Raw genomic sequence first — 19,080 nt, 5'->3', positions numbered from 1 at the left:
GCTTACTCCGGAGTCAGAAACCGCCCCTCCAGCTCCTCGAGCCCCAGGGTCCCGAGGAGCTCGCGGAGGCGTTCGGCGGGATGGCGGCGGGGGAGATCCTTGAAACGGGCGATGATGAGCTCGTTTTTCATCGAGTGTTCCCAGCCGACCAGCTCGGTCACGCTCACCTGATAGCCGTGGGCCTGCAGTTGCAGGCAGCGCAGGACGTTGGTGAGGTGGCTGCCGAATTCGCGGGTGTGCAGGGAGTGGCGCCAGATCTCCGCCAGGGGTCCCCGGGCCAGGGCGGCGGCCTTGGTCCGGCGCAGGGCCGTGGCCACCTCGGCCTGGCAGCAGGGGACCAGGACGAGGAATTGAGCCTTTTTTTTCAAACCAAAGGCGATGGCGTCGTCGGTGGCGGTATCGCAGGCGTGGAGAGCGGTGACGACGTCGACGGTCTCCGGCAGGGACACCGATTCCGTCGCCTCGGCCACCGAGAGGTTGTAGAAGGACATCCCGGGGAAGTTCAGGCGCGCCGAGAGCTCCCGGGATTTTTGCACCAGTTCGTCACGGGTCTCGATGCCGTAGATCCGGCTCTCGTCCGACCGCGTCTTGAAGAAGAGGTCGTAGAGGATGAAGCCGAGATAGGACTTCCCCGCGCCGTGGTCGACGAGGCGGATGGCGGAACGCTCCTGCAGCACCTCCTGCAGGAGCGGCTCGATGAACTGGTAGAGGTGATTGACCTGCTTGAGCTTGCGGCGGCTGTCCTGGTTGAGCTGGCCGTCGCGGGTGAGGATGTGCAGCTCCTTGAGGAGCTCGATCGACTGCCCCGGACGGATGTCGTGCTTTTCGCTCATGGCTGGAAAAATCCCTGCGGTTGCGACGCGGTCATTCGGAAAAGAGCCGGTCGATGTAGTCGAAGTCGAAACGTTTCTCCGCCAGTTTGTGGATCAGGACGATCTTCTCGGCATCCTCCGGGGTGAGCTTCGAGACGTCCTCGTGAATGGCGAGAAAGACGCTGTCGGTGCGCATGGTGGTGCGCAGATAGGGGAGACCGCTGCTGTCGAGAATCTGCTGGGTTATTTTCGAAATCGGCACCACCCCAGGAATCACCAGGCCGGCAATCTGCGCCCGGTATTCGGGGTGGGCGTAGAGGTTGGAGAGGGTCACCAGCAGCTCGTCCCGGGAACTGGTGACGATGAGGAGCGTGTCCTCTTCGAGCATATCCACCACCCGCTGGGTGGAGGCGGCGCCGATCTGGACATGGTGGACGATGCGCATCAGATCGGCGGCGTTGCCGTTGACCGGGATCCCGAGGACGTGAGCGATCCGCTTGAGGGTCGGATTGGCCAGCACCGGCTGGTAGTTGAAGCCGCCGATCACGCCGAGGCCGGCATCCTTGAAGGCAAGACGCAAATGGTGCATGGTCTTGTCGCGCTTCTCGGGAATCAGCTTGTTGGCCACCAGCAGCCGCACCTCGGACCCGCACTCCCGGTAGAGGGCCAGGTTCATGCAGACCGAGTCGATCACGCTCCCGAGACCGCCGCCGGTCACCATCAGCACCGGCGCTCCGAGGAGGGCCGCCACCCGGGCGTTGCTGAGGCCGAGAACCGAGCCGACGCCGCTGTGCCCCGCCCCCTCGATGACGAGAAAGTCGCACTCCTGCTCGAGGCGCTCCACCGCTTGCAGGATGCGCCCTTCGAGCTCGACGACGGAGATCTTCCCCTCGATCATCCGGTGGGTCATCCCCGGCTCCACCACCACCGGACACATGAAGTCGATGAGATGTTCGAGACCGAAAACCTTGGCGATCATCGCCGGGTCGGTGTCGATACGGCGGCCGAGGAAGTCGATCGGCTTGGGGCCGATCGGCTTGATGAAGCCGATGCGGCTGTATTTCTTCCGCGCCTGGTAGAGAAGGGAGAGGCTGGTCGTCGTTTTGCCGCAGTCCTGACCGGTGGCGGAGATGAAAATTTTTCGGGCCATGAATCAGATGCTCCTGCGACATCCACCCCGGGCAGCCTGCTGGCCGTTGAGAGGGATATCCCGAAAAAGTTTTCCGGAAAAAGCGTATACGACCGGAAAGGATAGCCTGTGCGGCGCTGGAGGACAAGGAGGAAAAGGGGCGCCCGTCCCTTACAGCTCTCCGGCAGCCTTCAATTCATCGAGGAGCTGCCGCCCCTGATCGAAGTTGTCGAAGATGATCGCAGAGGTCATGGTGGCGCTCGTTACCGCATCGACCTTCGGATCGAAATTCCACAGGCCGGTCATCGACCGGCCGACCACTCTTTTGGCAAAATGATCCACCTCCCCCTTGTTCCATTCGGCGTTGCCGTATTTGGTGAGGTGCAGCGGTTCGAAGGCAAGGATCTTCCCCTTGCTGTCGAAGAGGTAGAAGAAGTGGACGTTGTGGCAGACGTCGCAGATCGCCGAACGGCTGGTAACCTCGGCGAAAATCGTCTCCCACTCGCCGGAGCGCCGGACCCGGGCGGCATAGACCCTTCGGCCGCTGGGAAGGGAGACCCGGCGAACCCCCTTGACCTTATCTCCCAGGGACGCCAGGGCTCCCTCGATCCGGGCGGCGACCTCCCCTTCCGTCTGCGGCGGTTCGAGGGACGCCACGGCCTCCGTACTCCCTTCGGCCAGAGGGATAAGGTCCGCCGTTTTCATCGTCAGCATCTCCTTGAGAAAGTCGAAGAGCGCTTCCATGCCCTCGTCTTCGCCAAGGGCTGTACCCGCCACCACCCCGACCTCCCCCGGGGCATCGCGCAGGACGTAAAGGGAGAAGGGGGTCGGACCGGCGCGCAGAGCCCTATGGAGGGCAAAACTGCGGTCGGAAACCACCGGGAAGGCGACGGCGTAGATGTCGACGAAATCCTCGATCTGCTCGTCGCTGTTGGCCACCGCGACCCCGAGCATCTTGATCCTGCCGCGGGTGACCGGATCGCCCTCGATCATCCGGTAAAGCTCGTTGTACGGCCCGGTCTGTTTGCGGCAGTGGGGGCAGAGGACGTTGAGCAGCTCCACCAGCACCACCTTCCCCTCCACCTGATCGAGGGTGAAGGGACCCTCCTTGTCGAGGCCGAGATAGGCCCGCTCGGCGGGATCGGCGGGGGCCGGCAGCGCAACGACCGGGAACGGCTCGCCGGTATCCACCGGCGCGGCAGCGGCACTCCCGAGAGGGAGGCCGAAAAACAGGACCATCAGGCCTACGGCAAGTCGTCGTGTCAGGCATTTCATCGGCTGTTCTCTCCTTTTTTCCATTTGTTCCCGCATTGCTACCAGCGTTTGGTAACCTCGATGAGGTGAAAGCCGAAGCCGGTCTGCACCGGCCCGAGGACCTGATTCAGGGGGCCGGAGAAGACCGCCGCGTCGAACTCCGGGACCATCTGCCCCTGAGCAAAGGCTCCGAGGTCGCCCCCCCGACGTCCCGAAGGACAGAGGGAATGCTGCTGCGCCACAAAAGTAAAATCGGCGCCCCCCCCCCGAGCTCCTCCTTGAGTTTCAGAGACTCTTCTTCGGTTTCGACCAGAATGTGCCGTGCCGTTGCCATGGCCATAAATTTATCCCCCTGTCTGAAAAAAACTCGATGCCGAGGATCTCCGGGACAAAATACACGGTCGCCGGCGTGGGGCAAAGTGGTTTTTGCCCCGAAGGCCGTCCTCCGCCAGGAATAGCTCAAAGATATCCTCGATGACCCCCGAAGAAATGGTTGCATGCAAATAATTAGGGTGCTATCTTTTCTTCATGACTGAAACGAATGAGACGATCCATCGCGGCAACCTTCTCTTCCGTCTTGCCCTGGCGACACGGCACTGGCGGCAGGTTCTGGACACGGAAATCCAGGGTTCAGGGCTGACCGATGCCACCTGGAGGCCCCTTCTTCACCTGCACCTCCTCGGCGACGGCACGCGGCAAAAGGATCTGGCCGAATCCCTCGGCATCAAAGGGCCGTCCATCGTCCGTCTTCTTGACACCCTCCTGGACAAGGGGTTGCTCCGGCGACAGGAGGATGTTTCGGATCGGCGCGCCAAACTCCTGTTTTTGACCGGAGACGGGAAACTGCTGGTCAATCGGATCCAGGAAAAAGTCATGACCCTTGAAAATGCCCTCTTCAGCTCCTTCGACGATGGCGAAATTTCCCGGATGGCCGAGTTCATCGAGCGCCTGGAAGCCAATATCTGCCAGGCACAGAGCTCCGTCAAACCATGATCTCCCGCAAATTCCGCCGCTTTTTCAGCCGGAACCGTCCCCAATTCATCCTCGCTCTGCGCAACACCGCTGCCGCCCTGGCGGCTCTGGCCGTTGCCGTATGGCTGCGGCTGGAATCTCCCTATTGGGCGGCCATGACGGCGCTCATCGTCATTCAACCGACGCGCGGACTGCTGTTCGAAAAGAGCCTTTATCGACTCATCGGAACGGCGACCGGCGCCCTGGCCGGCCTGCTCCTCCTGCAAGAACGAAAAGTAACCGCTGACCTCTCCCCGGCCGAATCCCGGCTTATGGAAGAAACGCTGCGCTCGCTGGCCCATCTCGCCCGAAATCCGCAGAACGACCGGCCCCCAGGGGAAAAGAATTTTCTGTTTAACTCAAGCATCATCTCAGAAAGGTGCATACCGTGTTCAACGATATTATGAACGTCATACAGCAGAGGCGAAGCGTCAGATTGTTTGAAGACAAGGCTGTTTCCGAATCCGACCTGCAGAACGTCCTTGATGCGGCAAATCATGCCCCCTCGGCGCACAATCAGCAGTCGTGGCGATTTATTGTCGTCAGTGGAGAAAAGAAACGAGAGCTGGCCGGCCTGGTGAACGAAAAAGCTGCCGGATTCCCCAAAGCCTCCTCGGCACTTCTTCGGATGGCGTCGCGAAGCATATCCAGCGCCCCTGTGGTGGTGGGGGTCGTCACCACGGGTGAAATGACCCGGCATGCCACCGGACTTTTCAGCCCGGACCAGAAGAAGGCCCGGGACTTCTTCCGAACCATGGAAATTCAGAGTTCTGCCGCCGCCATCCAGAACCTGCTGCTGGCCGCCACCGCTCTCCGGCTCTCCTCCGTCTGGCTCGGCATCCTCATCTTGATCAATGAAGACGTCCTGAATTTATTTGAAGAGACCGAAGGGGAGCTCATGGCCGTTATCCCCCTCGGTTACAGTGAAAAAGTAAAGGCCATGCCGCCCAAGAAATCCCTTGAGACCAGGGTCAAATATATTCATCGTTGAAGGGAGGCTTAAAGAGTGATCAAAAAAGCGATTGCCCGTGTCGTGGAGGGGATGGATCTGAACGAAGGGGAGATGATCGAGGTCATGAGCCAGATCATGTCCGGCGGCTCCACGCCGGCCCAGACCGCATCCTTCATCACCGCCCTGCGCATGAAGGGCGAAACCGTCGATGAAATTACCGGTGCCGCCCGGGTCATGCGGGAACGGGTCACGCCGATCCATGCCGGTCGAAACGTCCTCGACATCGACCGGGACGAGATCAATCTCGACCGGGAAACCATCCTGGACGTGGTCGGCACCGGAGGGGACGGGACGAACACCTTCAACATCTCCACCACCGTCTCATTCGTCGTCTCCGCCTGCGGCGTCAAGGTGGCCAAGCACGGCAACCGCTCGGTCTCTTCCCTCTGCGGCAGCGCCGACGTCATCGAGAAGCTGGGGATAAACCTCGACGTCACCCCGGAAACCGTCGAGAAGTGCATCCACGAGGTGGGGATCGGCTTTCTCTTCGCACCGGCCCTGCATGGCGCCATGAAACACTCCATCGGACCGCGCCGGGAAATCGGCATCCGCACCATCTTCAACATCCTCGGTCCGCTGACCAACCCGGCCGGCGCCGATTGTCAGGTCATGGGGGTCTACCAGGCGGAGCTGGTGGAGAAGCTGGCGTGGGTCCTCCACAGGCTCGGCTGCCGGAGCGGGTTTGTCGTGCACGGCATGGACGGCATGGATGAGATCACCCTGACCAGGGAAACGCTTCTGGCCGAAATCACTCCCGGAGGGATCCAGCTGTCCACCATTGCCCCCAAAGAATTCGGCCTTAAGCGCTGCTCGATGGAGGCCCTGCGCGGCGGCGACGCGGCGGCCAACGCCGTCACCGTCCGGGCCGTACTCCAGGGCGAACGGGGGCCGAAGCGGGATATCGTTTTGCTCAATGCCGCCTACGCCCTTCTGGCAACGGGGAAGGCGACCTCGGTCAGGGAGGGGATGGAACGAGCGGCCGCTGCCATTGACGGCGGCCAGGCCCTGAGGCAGGTGGAAAGGCTTAAGGCGCTGACGAACCAGGGATTCGACTGATTCGTCCCTTGAAGCAGGAAAGGGGGAAAGGCACCCCGGCGGGAGCGCGTGTCCTGAGCGGTTGATGTCATAGAGTAATTCCCGCCCCAAAACTAAAGAGGCTCCCCGTCGCCGGAGAGCCTCTTTAGCTTTGCTTGTTTTCTCCAAATCACACCTTTGTTAACTACCCGGACCCCTTGAGTTTCGCCGTGATCTGCGCCACATGCCGCCCCTGGTAGCGGGCGATGGCCAGCTCGTTTTCGCTGGGGGTGCGCGAGCCGTCGGGGGCGGCCAGGGTCGAGGCTCCGTAGGGGGTGCCGCCGCTGATCTCGCTCATATTCATCAGCCGCGCCTCGGCGTAGGGGACGCCGACGATGACCATGCCGTGGTGCAGCAGGGTGGAATGGAAACTGGTGATGGTCGTTTCCTGCCCGCCGTGCTGGGTGGCGGTGGAGGTGAAGACGCTGCCGACCTTGCCGACCAGGGACCCCTTCATCCACAGGCCGCCGGTCTGGTCGAGAAAGTTGCGCATCTGCGCGCACATGTTGCCGAAGCGGGTCGGGGTGCCGAAAATCACGGCATCGGCGTCGGCCAGACCCTCCGGCTTGGCGAAGGGAATTTTGGCAAAGGCCTTGCGGGCCGCCGCGGCGCCCGATTTTTCCAGGGCCTCTTCGGGGACGAGTTCCGGCACCTGCAGCAGGGCCACCTCGACCCCCGGGACCTCCCGGGTCCCTTCGGCCACCGCCTCGGCCATCGTGTAAACGTGTCCGTACATGCTGTAAAAAACGACCTGAATTTTGACGCTCATGGTTCATCCCCTCCCTGACTGTTGTCTTTTCAATATCCTGAATTTACTTAAGTAAAACAGAATTCACCGGAGTTGCAATTATGTTTTTCTTCGACGGCGAACGAAACGGGGGCGCTCCGGAAAAGGGGCGCCCCCGTTTTTTCATCCTCGGAATACCTCTGTCTCAGTGCTTCCCCGGCGCCAGGGGGACCCCGCGCCGCTCCCAGGTGATGTAGGCTTCCATCGCCACCATTTTCGGATCGTCGGCGGCCATTTCCGTCCCCTTGAGAGGGTTTTTGAGGCACCAGTTGATCATGTCGCGCAGGGCCACCACCTTGCCGATCTGCTTCTGAAACTTGGGATAGGTTTCCGGGTGGTTGTTGGCGCCATTGGGATGACACATGTCGCAGGAGACGGCATTGCTCCCCAGGGCGCTGTGAAAAAGCTTCTCCCCTTCCTTCACCACGACCATGAAATCCTCCTGCCACTTCTTGAGATCGGCTTCGGTGAATTCATCGGCCCGGGCGGCGACGGAAGGGAGGGACAGGGCCAGCGCCAGCAGTATCAGACAGATCCCTTTGAACATGGGTAGTTCTCCTTTTAAGAGGTCATTTTTTTAGTAATGGTCCTGCGGCGGGATGCGTTTTGCCGGATCCTGGTATTGGGAGTCGGCCGGCAGCCCGGTCTTTTCGTCCTCGGCGACGGTGCGCGGCGTGTTTTCCCAGAGTTCGAGCCGGTTGGTCACCTTGCCGCTGGCCAGATCGATGGCCGACCAGCCGGTGGCGTCGCGCTCGTGAAAGGGATCGGCGCGGTTCATGGGGACGGTCAGCTTCGGCACCATGCTCGGTTTTCCGGCGAAGCTGTGCGGATAGGGCCAGGGCCAGGCGGTGGACATCATGGCATGGAAGGTGATGTTGCCGATCTGGTTGTAAAGGATCTGGTGGACATGACCGTGCAGCACGGTCACCTGCTGGAAGGGCTGCAGCAGCGCCTGGACCTCCTCGGCGTCGTCGGTCCAGAAGTTCCACCCCTTGTAGATCTTGTAGAGGGGGGAGTGGGACATCACAACGATCGGCGTCTTCTTGTCGATCTTGGCCAGATCGGCCTTGAGCCAGTTGCGCTGCGCCTCCTTGACCATGAAGGGGGAGCCGTCGGGATTGTCGAGGCGGGCCATCTGCTGCATCCGCTCCGCCGCCGTCGGCCAGCGTTTGTGGGTCCAGTCGTCGTCGGTGAGGATGGAGTTGAGGACGACGAAGTGCACACCCTTGTGGTCGAAGGAATAGTTGAGCTTGCTGATCTTCTCCTCCCAGTACTTTCCGAGGTCGAGATAGTAATCGTGCTCGCCGATGACGTAGCGCACCGGCAGCGTCAGTTTGCTGAGCATCTCCATGCCGTGGTCGAGCTCCTCGGGCTTGCCAAGCTGGGCGAGGTCGCCGCCGAAGACGACGAAGTCGGGCTGGGGAAACATGAAGTTGACTTCGAGGACCGCCTTGGCCAGCCCCTTGTCGAAATTATCGACGAATTCGGTCCCCTTGATCTGGGTGATGTGCGGGTCGGAAATGTAGGCGAAGGTGAAACTCTCCCCCTTCCCCGCTCCCCAGGCGATCTCCACAAGACTCAAGGGGAGGGCCGTGACCGCCGCGGCGGCGCCGAGCTGTTGCAAAAAGATTCTCCTGCTGACCTCAGAACTCATGACGCTCTCCTTTATTTTGCGGTTTGCAGATGGGCAAACTCGGGACTGGTCAAGGCCTTGAGAAAGGCGACCAAATCGGCCTTTTCTTCGGCCGTCAGGTCAAGGGGGAGGATGCCGCTGTCGAGCATCGGGTTCGGCTCGCCCCCCTTGTTGTAGAGTTCGACGACCTCCTCGAGGGTCTTGAGACTGCCATCGTGCATGTAGGGTCCGGTGACGGCGATGTTGCGCAACCCCGAGGTCTTGAAGCGGCCGATGTCGGAAGGACGAAAGGTGACGACATAATGGCCGAGCTCGGAAATATCGGGGGCGGTCAGCACCTTCTCGTCGATCGTCTCCCCCCGGGTCACGGCGCTGCGCAGGGAATTGGCAATCTCCATCAGGCGCGGTTCGATGCGTTTGAAACCGACCCCGAGATTGTGCAGCTGGTTGTTGGTGAAGAGCGCATCGGTCTGTTCGATGGCGTGACAGCTCTGGCAGCGACCCTTGTCGCGGAAGATGGCGAGGCCGCGGATCGCCGCCTCCGACATGGCGTCTTTTTCACCGCCGTAGAGGTAGCGGTCGAAGGGAGAGTTGCCGGAAACGACGGTGCGCTCGAAGCTGGCGATCGCCTTGACAACATGATCGATGGTGATCGACGCCGGTTCGACGCCGAAGACGGCGCCGAATGCCGCCGGATAGTCGGCGTCGCCGCGGATGACGTCGAGGATCGGCTGGTGGCTCTTCAGGCCGTGCTCGACGGGGTTGACAAAGGGGTCCTTGGCCTGCTCCTCGAGACTGGAGCGGCGGCCGTCCCAGAACTGAACCTTGTAAAAAACGGCATTGATCACCGTCGGGGCGTTGCGCGTCCCCTTCTGCTTGCCGACCCCTTCGGAAACCGGGAGGGCGTCTCCGAAGGCTTTTTCCCGATCATGGCAGGTGGCGCAGCTGACCGTCCCGTCGGCGCTGAAGCGCTTGTCCTCGAAGAGCCTCTGGCCGAGAGCGATCTTTTCCGGGGTCTGGGGATTGTCGGCGGGAATCGGCACCGGCGGCAGGCCGAGGAGAGGGTCGGCGGCGTGAAGCGCCTGGGGACAAAAGAGCAGAAATAGAACCAGAATCAGGGAAGGGGGTACGTTCATGGGATTGACCTCCATGCAGAAATGAGCCGGTTGGCTCTTAAAATTAGCTCATTTGCCCCTGTTGTCAACCGGACTCGCCCCCCCCCTTACCGACGGCCGAAGACCAAATGCAGAGGGGTGACCGGCTTCGGTCACCCCTCCTGATTGTTCCGTACCGCGCCATGGAGGGGAAACTTCCCCCCGTCACATCCCCTGGAAGTTGGCCACCAGGGCGACGCTCAAGATGGTGTCGGTTTTGGTCAATCCCGGCACCGGTTCGTGGTCATATTTGACCAGATAGCTGGTTTTCATGGAGAACGTCTTGTTCAGGGCTGCGGTCAGGGCCGTTTCGCTGTTGAGAAGCCAGTTTTGCGTATCGTCGAAGTCCGGCAGGAATTCGACGCTCTGGGTGAACTTGTTGGCATCGCTGAACTTGTAATCGTACTGGCCGAAGAGGCGCCCCCCGGGATACTGGCTATCGGTGCCGTCCGTGTAGTCGTCCATCGTATAGGTCAACCCGGCCTCGCCGATCAGGAAATGCTTCGGCCCGTCGAGAAATTTGTAGCCGCTGCCGAGCCCGTAGACAAAGCGCTGATCGATGCCGGAGAATTCATCCTGCAGCCACCCGGCGGTGGCAAACGAATAGAGACGGGCGGTGTGGGCGTAGTCGCCCCTCAGCTCCGTGGAATAGGCCTCGGCGTTTTTCACGCCGTCGCTCTTGCCGTAGAGGGCCTGAAGCTTCCAACTCCCGGAAAATCTTTCGGAAAAAGGGATTTTAAAAAGATTTTTTGCCGCCAGAGTCGTCACCTTGGTGTTGCCGCCGGTGCTCACGTAGGAGAGTTCGGCCTCATCGCTCCACTTTTTCTCTTCCGCTGCGGCCTGGCCGACCAGCAAAAAACCGAGGAAGAGTACCAACCCCGTACGCATCCATTTCATGTTAACCTCCTTAACGACATGGGTTCATCGACAGCCTGCAATTGCGCACCAGCCGTCATCTGTTAGCCTGAATATAACCGGATTGGCCAAATCGGCAAGGAAGCCGATTCTTTTCGCGCCATATTCATTCTGCGGCCCGCCCCCATCATTCTATTTTCGTAAAAGGAGTTCCCCCCATGGATTTGAGTCAAATCGCCCCCCGCCTGCAGGAATGGGCCGTCCTCTACGGCATCAAGGTCCTTGCCGCCCTGGCCATCTTCGTCCTCGGCCGCTGGGTCGTCAAGGGACTGGTCAATCTCCTCAAGAAGGTCATGACCCGGCGCGGCATCGAACCGACGCTGATTTCCTTCACCAGCCACATGGGGTATTTCCTCCTCCTGACCATCGTCGTCATCGCCGCCCTGAGCCAGATCGGCATCCAGACCACTTCCTTCATCGCCATCCTCGGCGCCGCCGGTCTGGCGGTCGGCCTGGCGCTGCAGGGGTCGCTGGCCAACTTCGCCGCCGGGGTGCTGATGATCATCTTCCAGCCTTTCAAGGCCGGCGACTACGTGGAAGGGGCCGGCACCGCCGGAACCGTGGAGGAGCTCGAAATCTTCTCCTGCACCCTCCGGACCCCGGACAACAAACGGGTGATCGTCCCCAACGGCAAGATGCTCGGCGACAACATCGTCAATTACTCGGCCCTGGAAACCCGCCGCATCGATCTGACCTTCGGCGTCAGTTACAGCGACGACCTCGCCTTGGTGCGCAAGGTCCTCGGCGAGGAACTGGACAAGGACGAGCGCGTCCTCAGGGAACCGGCACCCCAGATCGCCGTGGCCGAACTGGGGGAGAGCAGCGTCGATTTCGTGGTGCGCCCCTGGGTGAAGACGGCGGACTACTGGGCGGTGCGGTTCGATCTCATCGAAGGGATCAAGGTGCGTTTCGATCAGGAGGGGATTTCCATCCCCTTTCCGCAGCGGGATGTGCATTTGTATGAGGAAAAGGGGTGAGGGAGAAGGGAGAACACAGAACACAGAATTCAAAATTCCATAGACAGAAGGGCGGCCTCCTTGGGGGGGCCGCCCTTCTGTTTATGGAATGCCCTCCCCTCCCCGCCACAGGCGCGCCAGAAGGGCCGTCAGGCCGACGGCGATGGCGATGCGGACTCCGAGCATGATCCAGCCGTTGCCGCCGATGACGACGAAGATCAGGGTGTCTTCCACCACCGCATGGCAGGTGGCCAGAAAGAGTCCCATGAGAAAGAGCTGCCGTTTGGGGAGGCGCTTTTCCTGGGCGACGCGGATGATGATCCCGGCGCCATAGGCGATGCCGAGAAAGATCCCGGTGAAGAGGGGGACGGCGGCGTCGCGGGTCAGTCCCATCCCCCGCATCAGCGGGTCGACGGCGGCTCCGGCGCGGCGGAAGACGGGAAAATAGCGCAGGACCTCGAAGAGAGTGACCAGGGGGACGATGATGAGGAGGAGCTTCAGGCCGAGCTGCAGGGCGCCGAGAACCGCGGAAAGGAGAGCGTCCATTATCCCCCCCAGAGGGTGTGGCCGAGCTCGAGGAGGAGCCCGGCCAAACCGGCGATCAGGACGCGGCAGAGGGTGAGGACGCCGCCGCGGGCGCCGGTCCCGGCCAGCACCCCCCCTTCGAGGATCAGGTTGTGGGCGATCCCCATCATCAGCCCGCACTGGGTGACCTGCCAGGGGGTGAGGTCGAGCGGCGCCATCACGGCGATGGCGGCGTAGAGGTTGAGGGAAAAGGCGGCGACGAAGGCGAAGGCCGCCTCGCCGGGGAGTCCGAAGAGCCCCATGACCGGAGCGAAAAAATCCCCGAGGGCGGCAATGGCCGCGCTCCCCTTGAGGAGGTCGACGACCACGTAGAGGGGGAGGACGAATTTGAAGAGCTTGACCGAGGTCAGCAGCCCTTCCCGGAGGCCGGTCTTGATCCGGGTGGCAATATCGGGAACGGTTTCCGTCATCAGCGGCGCTTGACCCGGAAGCCGGATTTCTCCCAGGAATTAGCCTCGGGCTGAGCCGGCTTCGGCTTCGGCTCGGGGCGCCCTCCCCCGCCGGTTCGGGGAGCGCCGCCGCCGGGGAGGGCTTCCTTGATGGAGAGGGAGATGCGCTTGCGCGGCAGATCGACGGCAAGGACCTTGACCTGGACGATCTGCCCGACCTTGACGGCGTCGTTGGGGTCCTTGATGAAACGGTCGGAGAGGTGGCTGACATGGACCAGGCCGTCCTGATGGACGCCGACGTCGACGAAGGCGCCGAAGGCGGCGACGTTGGTGACGGTCCCGGGGAGGATCATCCCCTCCCTGAGATCGGCGATCGCCTGGATGTCGTCGCGGAAGGAGACGGTCTGAAAGGACTCCCGGGGGTCGCGCCCCGGTTTTTTCAACTCCTCGACGATATCCCGCAAGGTCGGCAGTCCGACGGTCTCGCTGACGTAGCGCTTGAGATCGATCCCTGCGGCCAGTTTGGGCTCGGCGGCCAGCCCGGCGAGGGAGACGCCGAGATCGGCGGCCATCGCTTCGACCACCCCGTAGTTTTCCGGGTGGACGGCGGTGTTGTCGAGGGGGTTGGCCCCTTGGCGGATCCGGCAGAATCCGGCGGCCTGCTCGAAGGCCTTGGCGCCGAAGCGCGGGACCTTGAGGAGCCCCTTGCGGTCCGCGAAGGGTCCGGTTTCGTCGCGGTGGCGGACGATGGTGCGGGCCAGCGACTCGCCGATCCCCGAGACGTAGGAGAGGAGCTTGTAGGAGGCGGTGTTGAGGTCGACGCCGACAAAGTTGACGCACGACTCGACGACGGCGTCGAGGGCCTTCATCAGGGCGTTCTGGCTGACGTCGTGCTGGTACTGGCCGACGCCGATGCTCTTCGGGTCGATCTTCACCAGTTCGGCGAGGGGATCCTGCAGGCGACGGGCGATGGAGATGGCGCCGCGCACCGTCAGGTCAAGCTCGGGGAATTCCTCGCGGGCGATGTCCGAGGCCGAGTAGACGCTGGCTCCGGCCTCGTTGACCATCACCGCCGGGACGTTGACCCCGGCCTCGCGCAGCGTCTCCTTGACGAAGAGGTCCATCTCCCGCCCGGCGGTGCCGTTGCCGATGGCGATCATCTCGATGCCGTGGCTCTGGACCAGGCGCAGCAGCTCCTTTTTGGCGCCGTCGATCCGGCCGGCGCCGGTGTGGGGGTAGATGGTGACGTGCTCGAGGAAGCGCCCGGTGCCGTCGACGGCGGCGAGTTTGGAGCCGGTGCGCAGTCCGGGGTCGACGCCGAGGACCCGCTTGCTCCCCGCCGGCGGCAGGAGGAGGAGATTCTTGAGGTTGCTGGCAAAGACGGCGATCGCCCCCTCGTCGGCGATCTTCTTCGATTCGAGGCGCAGCTCGACCTCGATGGACGGCGAGATCAGCCGCCGGTAGGCGTCGACGGCCACGGCTTCGAGGAGGGGCCGGAAGATGGAGGCTCCCCGCAGGAGCCGCCCCTTGAGGCGCAGGAGGATCTCCTCCTCCGGGGGGGCCAGGGAAAGACGCAGCACCTCTTCCTTTTCGCCGCGGCGCATGGCGAGCATGCGGTGCGAGGGGATCGCCTTGAGGGGTTCCTGATAGTCGTAATACATCTCGAACTTGGTAACGGCGCCCACCTTGTCCGGGGCGACCCGGGAGGCGAAGAGGGCCTGGTCCCAGGTCAGGGAGCGGACCACGGCCCGGGCGTCGGCGTCTTCGGCGAGGCGCTCGGCGAGGATGTGCCCGGCCCCGGCCAGGGCGGCGGCGGCGTCGGGAACCTCCTTTTCCGCATCGACGAAGGGGGCGGCGGCCTCCTCCGGCGTCCCGGTCGAAAGGATCTGGGCGGCGATGATCTCGGCGAGGGGCTCGAGACCGCGCTCCTTGGCGATGGTCGCCTTGGTGCGGCGCTTCGGCTTGAAGGGGAGGTAGAGGTCCTCGAGTTCGGTCTTCTGCCGGGTCTTCTCGATGCGTGCCTTAAGCTCCGGTGTCAGCTTCCCCTGCTCCTCGATGGACTTGAGGACGGTCTCCTTGCGCTCTTCGAGTTCGGAGAAATAGGCCAGACGCTCTTCGAGAGTGCGGATCTCCACCTCGTCGAGTTCGCCGGTGCGCTCCTTGCGGTAGCGGGCGATGAAGGGGACGGTCGCCCCTTCGCGGAGGAGTTCGACGGTATTGTTCACCTGGGCCGGCTGCAGTCCGGTCTCCTCGACCAGGGTGGTGAGGACGCGGATGAGTTGCTGATTGCTCAATGCCATGGGTGGTTCCTTTTCTGCGATGAATTTTGATGCAACGGCAATACTCCTGATCGGCAGGGGTGTTCCGCTGCGACGGACAGAGGTGATTTGGCCGGCGTATCGTAAAGGTTATCAATCAATTCAAGGACAGGGACAAGACCCGGGGGTCGCGGCCCCCGACGCCGCCCTACTCTTTTGTAAAGCGACTAAAGAGTAGGCAGAAAAGCGCTTGACCTGCGGTCGGCATGGGTCGTAACGGATCGGGAAGCAATAACCGGTCAACGCGAGACAGCCGGCAGGGGGGATCAACCACCGGGTGCTCCTGCGAAGGGACAACTGGATATACCGCCGGGCCGACAGCGAGCATTTCAGTGAACGGCTGCGGGTTGAAAGTCAAAACCGTGCAACCGACAACCGGGACGCGACCCGCCGGTTTCCCGCTTAAAACCATTTTCAAAGGGGCGGATTCTAACACGGAGGGGCGGCGAAGAGAAGCCCGTTTGCCGCCCGGAAGGATAAGGGGCGGCAAACGGACCCGGGGGGCGTCAGATGCTCAGGCTGCGCATCAGATGGGCGCGGAGCATCTCGACGAAACTGGCCTCCGAATCGCCGCGGTAGACGAGGGACGAGGCGAGCTCGGAGGCGAGGATGGCGTAGCGGTATTTGGGGGGGAGGTTTTTGATCCGCCCCCGGTACTTGGTGCTGCTCCGCACCAGGGCCGGCATGTGGGATTCGATGGCTCTTTTGAAGAGCGGATCGTCGCAGAGCTCGGGGCGGGACTGGAAGAAGGCGAACAACCGGGCGTAGTGGCCGTTGATCTCCTGGCTGATCCCCGCCGAGATCTCCGTGTAGAGCTGGCTGCCGCCGGCCTCGCGGTGGCGGCGGAAGATCAGGCGCGCCTCGTCTCCGGCGCGGCGTTCGAGAATCTCGAGGACGTCGGCGACATAGCGCTCCTTGTTGGCGAGAAACTCCTTCTCGTTCATCAGCAGATTGGCGATGATCTCGTAGGAGGAGGAGATCACCCCGCACTTGTTGGCCGAGGCGTCGCGAAGGAGGACAACCCCTTTTTTCTGCAGTTCGACGCGGGCCGCGGGGGTGAGGAAGGAGTTGGCCCCCTCGACGATGGCCCGGGCGCTCGGGGTGCCGTCCTCGAGGAGGAAGCGCTCCCAGTTCTCGGCGTCGATCGTTTCGGGACGCCCGCCGGCTGGGATGAAGAGGTCGGCGGCGACGGTGAAGGTCAGGCCGTTGTAGTCGCGGTAGAATTCGTCGACGGTGATCCACTCTTCCGCCAGCTCCCCCGCGCACCGCACCACCTTCCGGTAAAGCTCGCAGAGCCCTTCGGTTCGGCGCTGGGTGCGGTACAAGAGAAATCCCCCCTCCTGGAGCGCCTGCGGGTCGAAGGCGTCGACGTCCCCCTTGAGGATGATCTTTTTCAAGGCTTCGGGGTCGGCGCCGCTGGGGTCGAAGAGGGCGCCGGTGCCGTCGATGACCAGGTTGATTCGCACCTTAGGACAACGCTCGAGAAGGAGGCGCATGGCGTTGCCGGCGACGTCGCCGTTGGGTCCGCCGGTGAACTTCACCGTAAAGGGATCCTTGCCGATGTCGATGCCGAGTTCGGCCATGGTGATCTCGGCGAACTTGACGACCCCGGCGCTGGTGACCCCGTATTCCTTGTGATTGATGCCGACCCTCTTGCTGGAGATGACGCCGATGCCGAGGATGTAGCCGCGGCGCACCGACTGGCGGGCGATCATCTCCACCATCTCGTCGTGCATGTTCTCGTCGGGGCCGAGCTCGATCGGCTCGTCCTCGCCGTAATAATCGACGACCCGGGGATCTTTGGCCCGGCCGTTCTCGGTGACGAAGATATCGAAAAAGGCGTTAATGAAGCCGAACTGCAGCTTGTAGAGGCGCCGGGTGACGAGATCCTGATCGGCGAGATCGGCCGAATCGAGGACCACCACCATCTTCGATCCCCCCTCGTAGATATCCTTGTTCTTGAGGTGCTGGGTGTGGGCGAGGACGTAGTTTTCCCGGAAGATGGTGTTGGCCGAGGTGACGTAGTCGTCCCAGCCTCGGGTGAGGATGGTGCGCCAGCCGCCGCGGGCGATGTCGGAGAAGCCGATGTGAAAGCCGGCACCGTGGCGACCGAAGAAGAAGGTGATGCGAAAAGGGCGCTCGGGGGGGAGATCGTCGGTAAAGTCGGACCCTAGCTCGGCCAGGTAGGCAGGATCGAGGCGAAAGGCCAGGGCCTGTTTTTCCGGGATGAAAAAATTGGTTTTCAGGGTATGGCGGATAAAGATCAGGGCGCAGCGGAATATCGACCGCCGCACGTCGTCGAGATGCCGGTGTCCGGTGTTGTAGGCCTCGATGGCCGCAGTGACTTCGCTCAGGGTGCGGCCGTAGAGCGCTGCGCGATCCTTGAGGGCCGGGTCGAAGCGGGTCTTGAAGAGCCGGATCAGCTGCAGGGCCATGGCGGGATGGCTGTCAAAGGCCCGCATCACGTCCTCGAAACCGAAGCGGTCGGGCTGGTTGTGGGCCAGGTTGGTGTGACAGAAGCCGATCAGGGCATTGACCAGGGACGCCTCTTCGCCGGGGATGATTCCTCCCGCCACGAACTGGCGGTAGACGTGGGAGGTGGTGGAGAGGATCTGGGTGTTGTAGAGCTCCTTGCGCAGCCCGGTGAAGAGCTCCGAGTTCTTGTCCACCAGCCCGGCGTCCCGGGTGCGCACGTAGAAATTCCCCAGAAAGTACGGGTGAACGCCGTTGCTGATGGTCAGGCAGTAGGCCCTTTTCACGCCGATGCCGAGGCGGTTGAAAACCTCCATGATCTGCTGAAGAAAGTCGTTCTGGGGGGGATTGCTGGCGGCGAACATGACCCGGTATTCGCGCTGGTGCTCCGTATCCTCGGTTTCCTCGGCGTCGAAATAGATCCCCCCGTAGAGAATGCTCTGCAGATAGAGCCAGAGGACCTGGGCGACGCGCTTGGCGGGGGAGACCCGCACATAATGTTCGTTATTGAGCCAGAGGAGACGCAGGAGGCGATCGAACTCCCCGGGCTCGACATCGGGATAAAAGTCCCGGATGGCGCCGGATATCTCCCGGCGGATGCCGCCCGGGATCTTGACCTTCCCGGCCTCAGCGATCTCCTGGTTGCTCTTGCGCTCGAACTCGAAGCGCTGAACCTCGAGCCCCTCGGCGAGCCCGGGGAGGGTCCCGTAGGACTGGGTGAACTGGGCGTAGGAAATCTCCCGCTCGCGCAGGTTCTTCAGGGTGTCGTAGAGGGACCCGGGGCGGTTGGGGCGGGCGACGATGAGGCGCGTCTCGCGATCGGCGAGGACCAGGCGCTGCTCGCGGCCGAGGAGGTGCATCCGGGTGGCCAGGGCGGCCACCGCTTCCGGTTCGTCCTGCATGGTGATGGAAAAATAGGGGTGCATCCGGGCCATCAGCCAGTGCAGATTTTCGCCGGCACTGCCGCAACTGCCGCCGATTTCCCGCAGCACCTCCCCGTACAGGCGTTTTTTTGCCCCCTCGATGATCGTGTCCGTATCGGCAGGGAAATTAATCATTGAGCGGCACCACCAGCACCGGCCGGTGCGACTTGCGCAGGAGCTTTTCGGCGACGCTGCCGAGAAAGGCGTACTTGAGGCGCCCCTTGCCGTGGCTGCCGACGACGATCAGGTCGGCGTCGATGCGGTCGGAGGCCTCGAGAATGCGGGCGACGGCGTTGCCGTGATGAACCTCGATGCCGGCGATCTTCTCCAGATCCTCGGGGCGGTCGGCGAGTTCCTCCTTGGCGAACTGATGGAGACGCAGGCGGATCTGGTCGGCGACCTCGTCCTTGTGCTCGAGTTCGAACCTGGCCAGCTTGTCCTCCCCCATCACCGTGGAGATGTAGTTGAGCATCGCCGGCTCGACCTCGGGGAGGACGTGAAGCACCACGATTCTGGCGTCGTGGCAGCGGGCCACGGCGACGGCGTGACGAAAGGCGTGGGCGGCATTGACCGTCAGGTCGGTGGCATAGAGCAGGGTACCGTACTTGGGGATCATCGTCTGTCTCCTGGGAGCCGCCGGCCTGTAGGCGCCGGCG

18 protein-coding genes and 1 pseudogene are annotated in these 19,080 nt (G+C 62.5%); 5 read left to right on the top strand and 14 right to left on the bottom strand.

The window, feature by feature from the left end; genetic code table 11:
* Positions 1-2: 2 nt before the first annotated feature.
* The 4 genes and pseudogenes from DSOUD_RS05790 to DSOUD_RS05775 form a co-directional block, all read right to left on the bottom strand.
* Positions 3-833, bottom strand: a complete 831-nt coding sequence (locus DSOUD_RS05790) for a class I SAM-dependent methyltransferase (RefSeq protein WP_053550113.1) — start codon at positions 831-833, stop codon at positions 3-5.
* A 31-nt stretch (positions 834-864) separates the two neighbouring features.
* Positions 865-1,962 (bottom strand): phosphotransacetylase family protein, encoded by a 1,098-nt coding sequence (locus DSOUD_RS05785; protein ID WP_053550112.1) that lies wholly within the window; start codon positions 1,960-1,962, stop codon positions 865-867.
* Positions 1,963-2,112: 150 nt separating this feature from the next.
* A complete protein-coding gene (locus DSOUD_RS05780; RefSeq protein WP_053550111.1) occupies positions 2,113-3,216 on the bottom strand; it encodes a TlpA family protein disulfide reductase in 1,104 nt (367 codons plus the stop codon).
* Between the two features lie 38 nt (positions 3,217-3,254).
* A pseudogene (locus DSOUD_RS05775) lies at positions 3,255-3,535 on the bottom strand (peptidylprolyl isomerase).
* 188 nt (positions 3,536-3,723) lie between these two features.
* On the opposite strand from DSOUD_RS05775, the gene DSOUD_RS05770 reads away from it, so the two are divergent.
* From DSOUD_RS05770 to trpD, 4 genes are read left to right on the top strand one after another with little or no spacing between them, the layout of a single operon-like run.
* Positions 3,724-4,188, top strand: coding sequence for a MarR family winged helix-turn-helix transcriptional regulator (locus DSOUD_RS05770; protein WP_053550110.1), 465 nt, complete (start codon positions 3,724-3,726; stop codon positions 4,186-4,188).
* The gene (locus DSOUD_RS05765) at positions 4,185-4,613 is read left to right on the top strand and encodes an FUSC family protein (protein ID WP_053550109.1); all 429 of its coding nucleotides are present in this window, start codon (positions 4,185-4,187) and stop codon (positions 4,611-4,613) included. The genes DSOUD_RS05770 and DSOUD_RS05765 overlap by 4 nt, the downstream gene beginning before the upstream one ends.
* Entirely contained in the window at positions 4,595-5,197 is a 603-nt protein-coding gene (locus DSOUD_RS05760) for a nitroreductase family protein (RefSeq protein ID WP_232426507.1), read from the top strand. Before DSOUD_RS05765 ends, DSOUD_RS05760 begins: the two co-directional genes overlap by 19 nt.
* Positions 5,198-5,212: 15 nt before the next feature.
* A complete protein-coding gene (gene trpD, locus DSOUD_RS05755) occupies positions 5,213-6,274 on the top strand; it encodes an anthranilate phosphoribosyltransferase (protein WP_053550107.1) in 1,062 nt (353 codons plus the stop codon).
* Positions 6,275-6,437: 163 nt separating this feature from the next.
* On the opposite strand, the gene wrbA is transcribed toward trpD, so the two are convergent.
* The 5 genes from wrbA to DSOUD_RS05730 all read right to left on the bottom strand — a co-directional run bounded on the left by wrbA (position 6,438) and on the right by DSOUD_RS05730 (position 10,763).
* Positions 6,438-7,061 (bottom strand): NAD(P)H:quinone oxidoreductase, encoded by a 624-nt coding sequence (wrbA, locus tag DSOUD_RS05750; RefSeq protein ID WP_053550106.1) that lies wholly within the window; start codon positions 7,059-7,061, stop codon positions 6,438-6,440.
* Between the two features lie 163 nt (positions 7,062-7,224).
* Positions 7,225-7,626, bottom strand: a complete 402-nt coding sequence (locus tag DSOUD_RS05745) for a c-type cytochrome (protein WP_053550105.1) — start codon at positions 7,624-7,626, stop codon at positions 7,225-7,227.
* A 30-nt stretch (positions 7,627-7,656) separates the two neighbouring features.
* Entirely contained in the window at positions 7,657-8,733 is a 1,077-nt protein-coding gene (locus DSOUD_RS05740; protein WP_053550104.1) for a metallophosphoesterase family protein, read from the bottom strand.
* Positions 8,734-8,744: 11 nt separating this feature from the next.
* Positions 8,745-9,848: a cytochrome-c peroxidase gene (locus tag DSOUD_RS05735; RefSeq protein ID WP_082351091.1), complete on the bottom strand. Its 1,104-nt coding sequence runs from the start codon at positions 9,846-9,848 to the stop codon at positions 8,745-8,747.
* Positions 9,849-10,031: 183 nt separating this feature from the next.
* Positions 10,032-10,763, bottom strand: a complete 732-nt coding sequence (locus DSOUD_RS05730; protein WP_053550103.1) for a DUF481 domain-containing protein — start codon at positions 10,761-10,763, stop codon at positions 10,032-10,034.
* A gap of 176 nt (positions 10,764-10,939) precedes the next feature.
* Here DSOUD_RS05730 and DSOUD_RS05725 point away from each other — a divergent pair, with 176 nt between their 5' ends.
* Positions 10,940-11,758: a mechanosensitive ion channel family protein gene (locus DSOUD_RS05725; RefSeq protein WP_053550102.1), complete on the top strand. Its 819-nt coding sequence runs from the start codon at positions 10,940-10,942 to the stop codon at positions 11,756-11,758.
* Positions 11,759-11,839: 81 nt separating this feature from the next.
* Here the strand turns inward: DSOUD_RS05725 and DSOUD_RS05720 are convergent, their stop codons facing one another.
* The 5 genes from DSOUD_RS05720 to DSOUD_RS05700 all read right to left on the bottom strand — a co-directional run bounded on the left by DSOUD_RS05720 (position 11,840) and on the right by DSOUD_RS05700 (position 19,040).
* Complete coding sequence (locus DSOUD_RS05720) at positions 11,840-12,283, bottom strand: nucleoside recognition domain-containing protein (protein WP_053550101.1); 444 nt, start codon at positions 12,281-12,283, stop codon at positions 11,840-11,842.
* Entirely contained in the window at positions 12,283-12,732 is a 450-nt protein-coding gene (locus tag DSOUD_RS05715; protein ID WP_053550100.1) for a nucleoside recognition domain-containing protein, read from the bottom strand. The genes DSOUD_RS05720 and DSOUD_RS05715 overlap by 1 nt, the downstream gene beginning before the upstream one ends.
* Positions 12,732-15,011 (bottom strand): Tex family protein, encoded by a 2,280-nt coding sequence (locus DSOUD_RS05710; RefSeq protein ID WP_053550099.1) that lies wholly within the window; start codon positions 15,009-15,011, stop codon positions 12,732-12,734. Before DSOUD_RS05710 ends, DSOUD_RS05715 begins: the two co-directional genes overlap by 1 nt.
* A gap of 524 nt (positions 15,012-15,535) precedes the next feature.
* On the bottom strand, positions 15,536-18,559 hold the full coding sequence (locus DSOUD_RS05705) for an NAD-glutamate dehydrogenase domain-containing protein (protein WP_082351090.1): 3,024 nt from the start codon (positions 18,557-18,559) through the stop codon (positions 15,536-15,538).
* The gene (locus tag DSOUD_RS05700; RefSeq protein WP_053550098.1) at positions 18,552-19,040 is read right to left on the bottom strand and encodes a universal stress protein; all 489 of its coding nucleotides are present in this window, start codon (positions 19,038-19,040) and stop codon (positions 18,552-18,554) included. The genes DSOUD_RS05705 and DSOUD_RS05700 overlap by 8 nt, the downstream gene beginning before the upstream one ends.
* Between the last annotated feature and the right edge of the window lie 40 nt (positions 19,041-19,080).

Origin of the sequence: Desulfuromonas soudanensis, from assembly GCF_001278055.1 — a bacterium.
In the GTDB taxonomy this organism is placed as follows: Bacteria; Desulfobacterota; Desulfuromonadia; order Desulfuromonadales; family WTL; genus Deferrimonas; species Deferrimonas soudanensis.
Note: the sequence above shows the minus strand (reverse complement) of the source record. Positions and strands in the feature narration are given on the sequence as shown.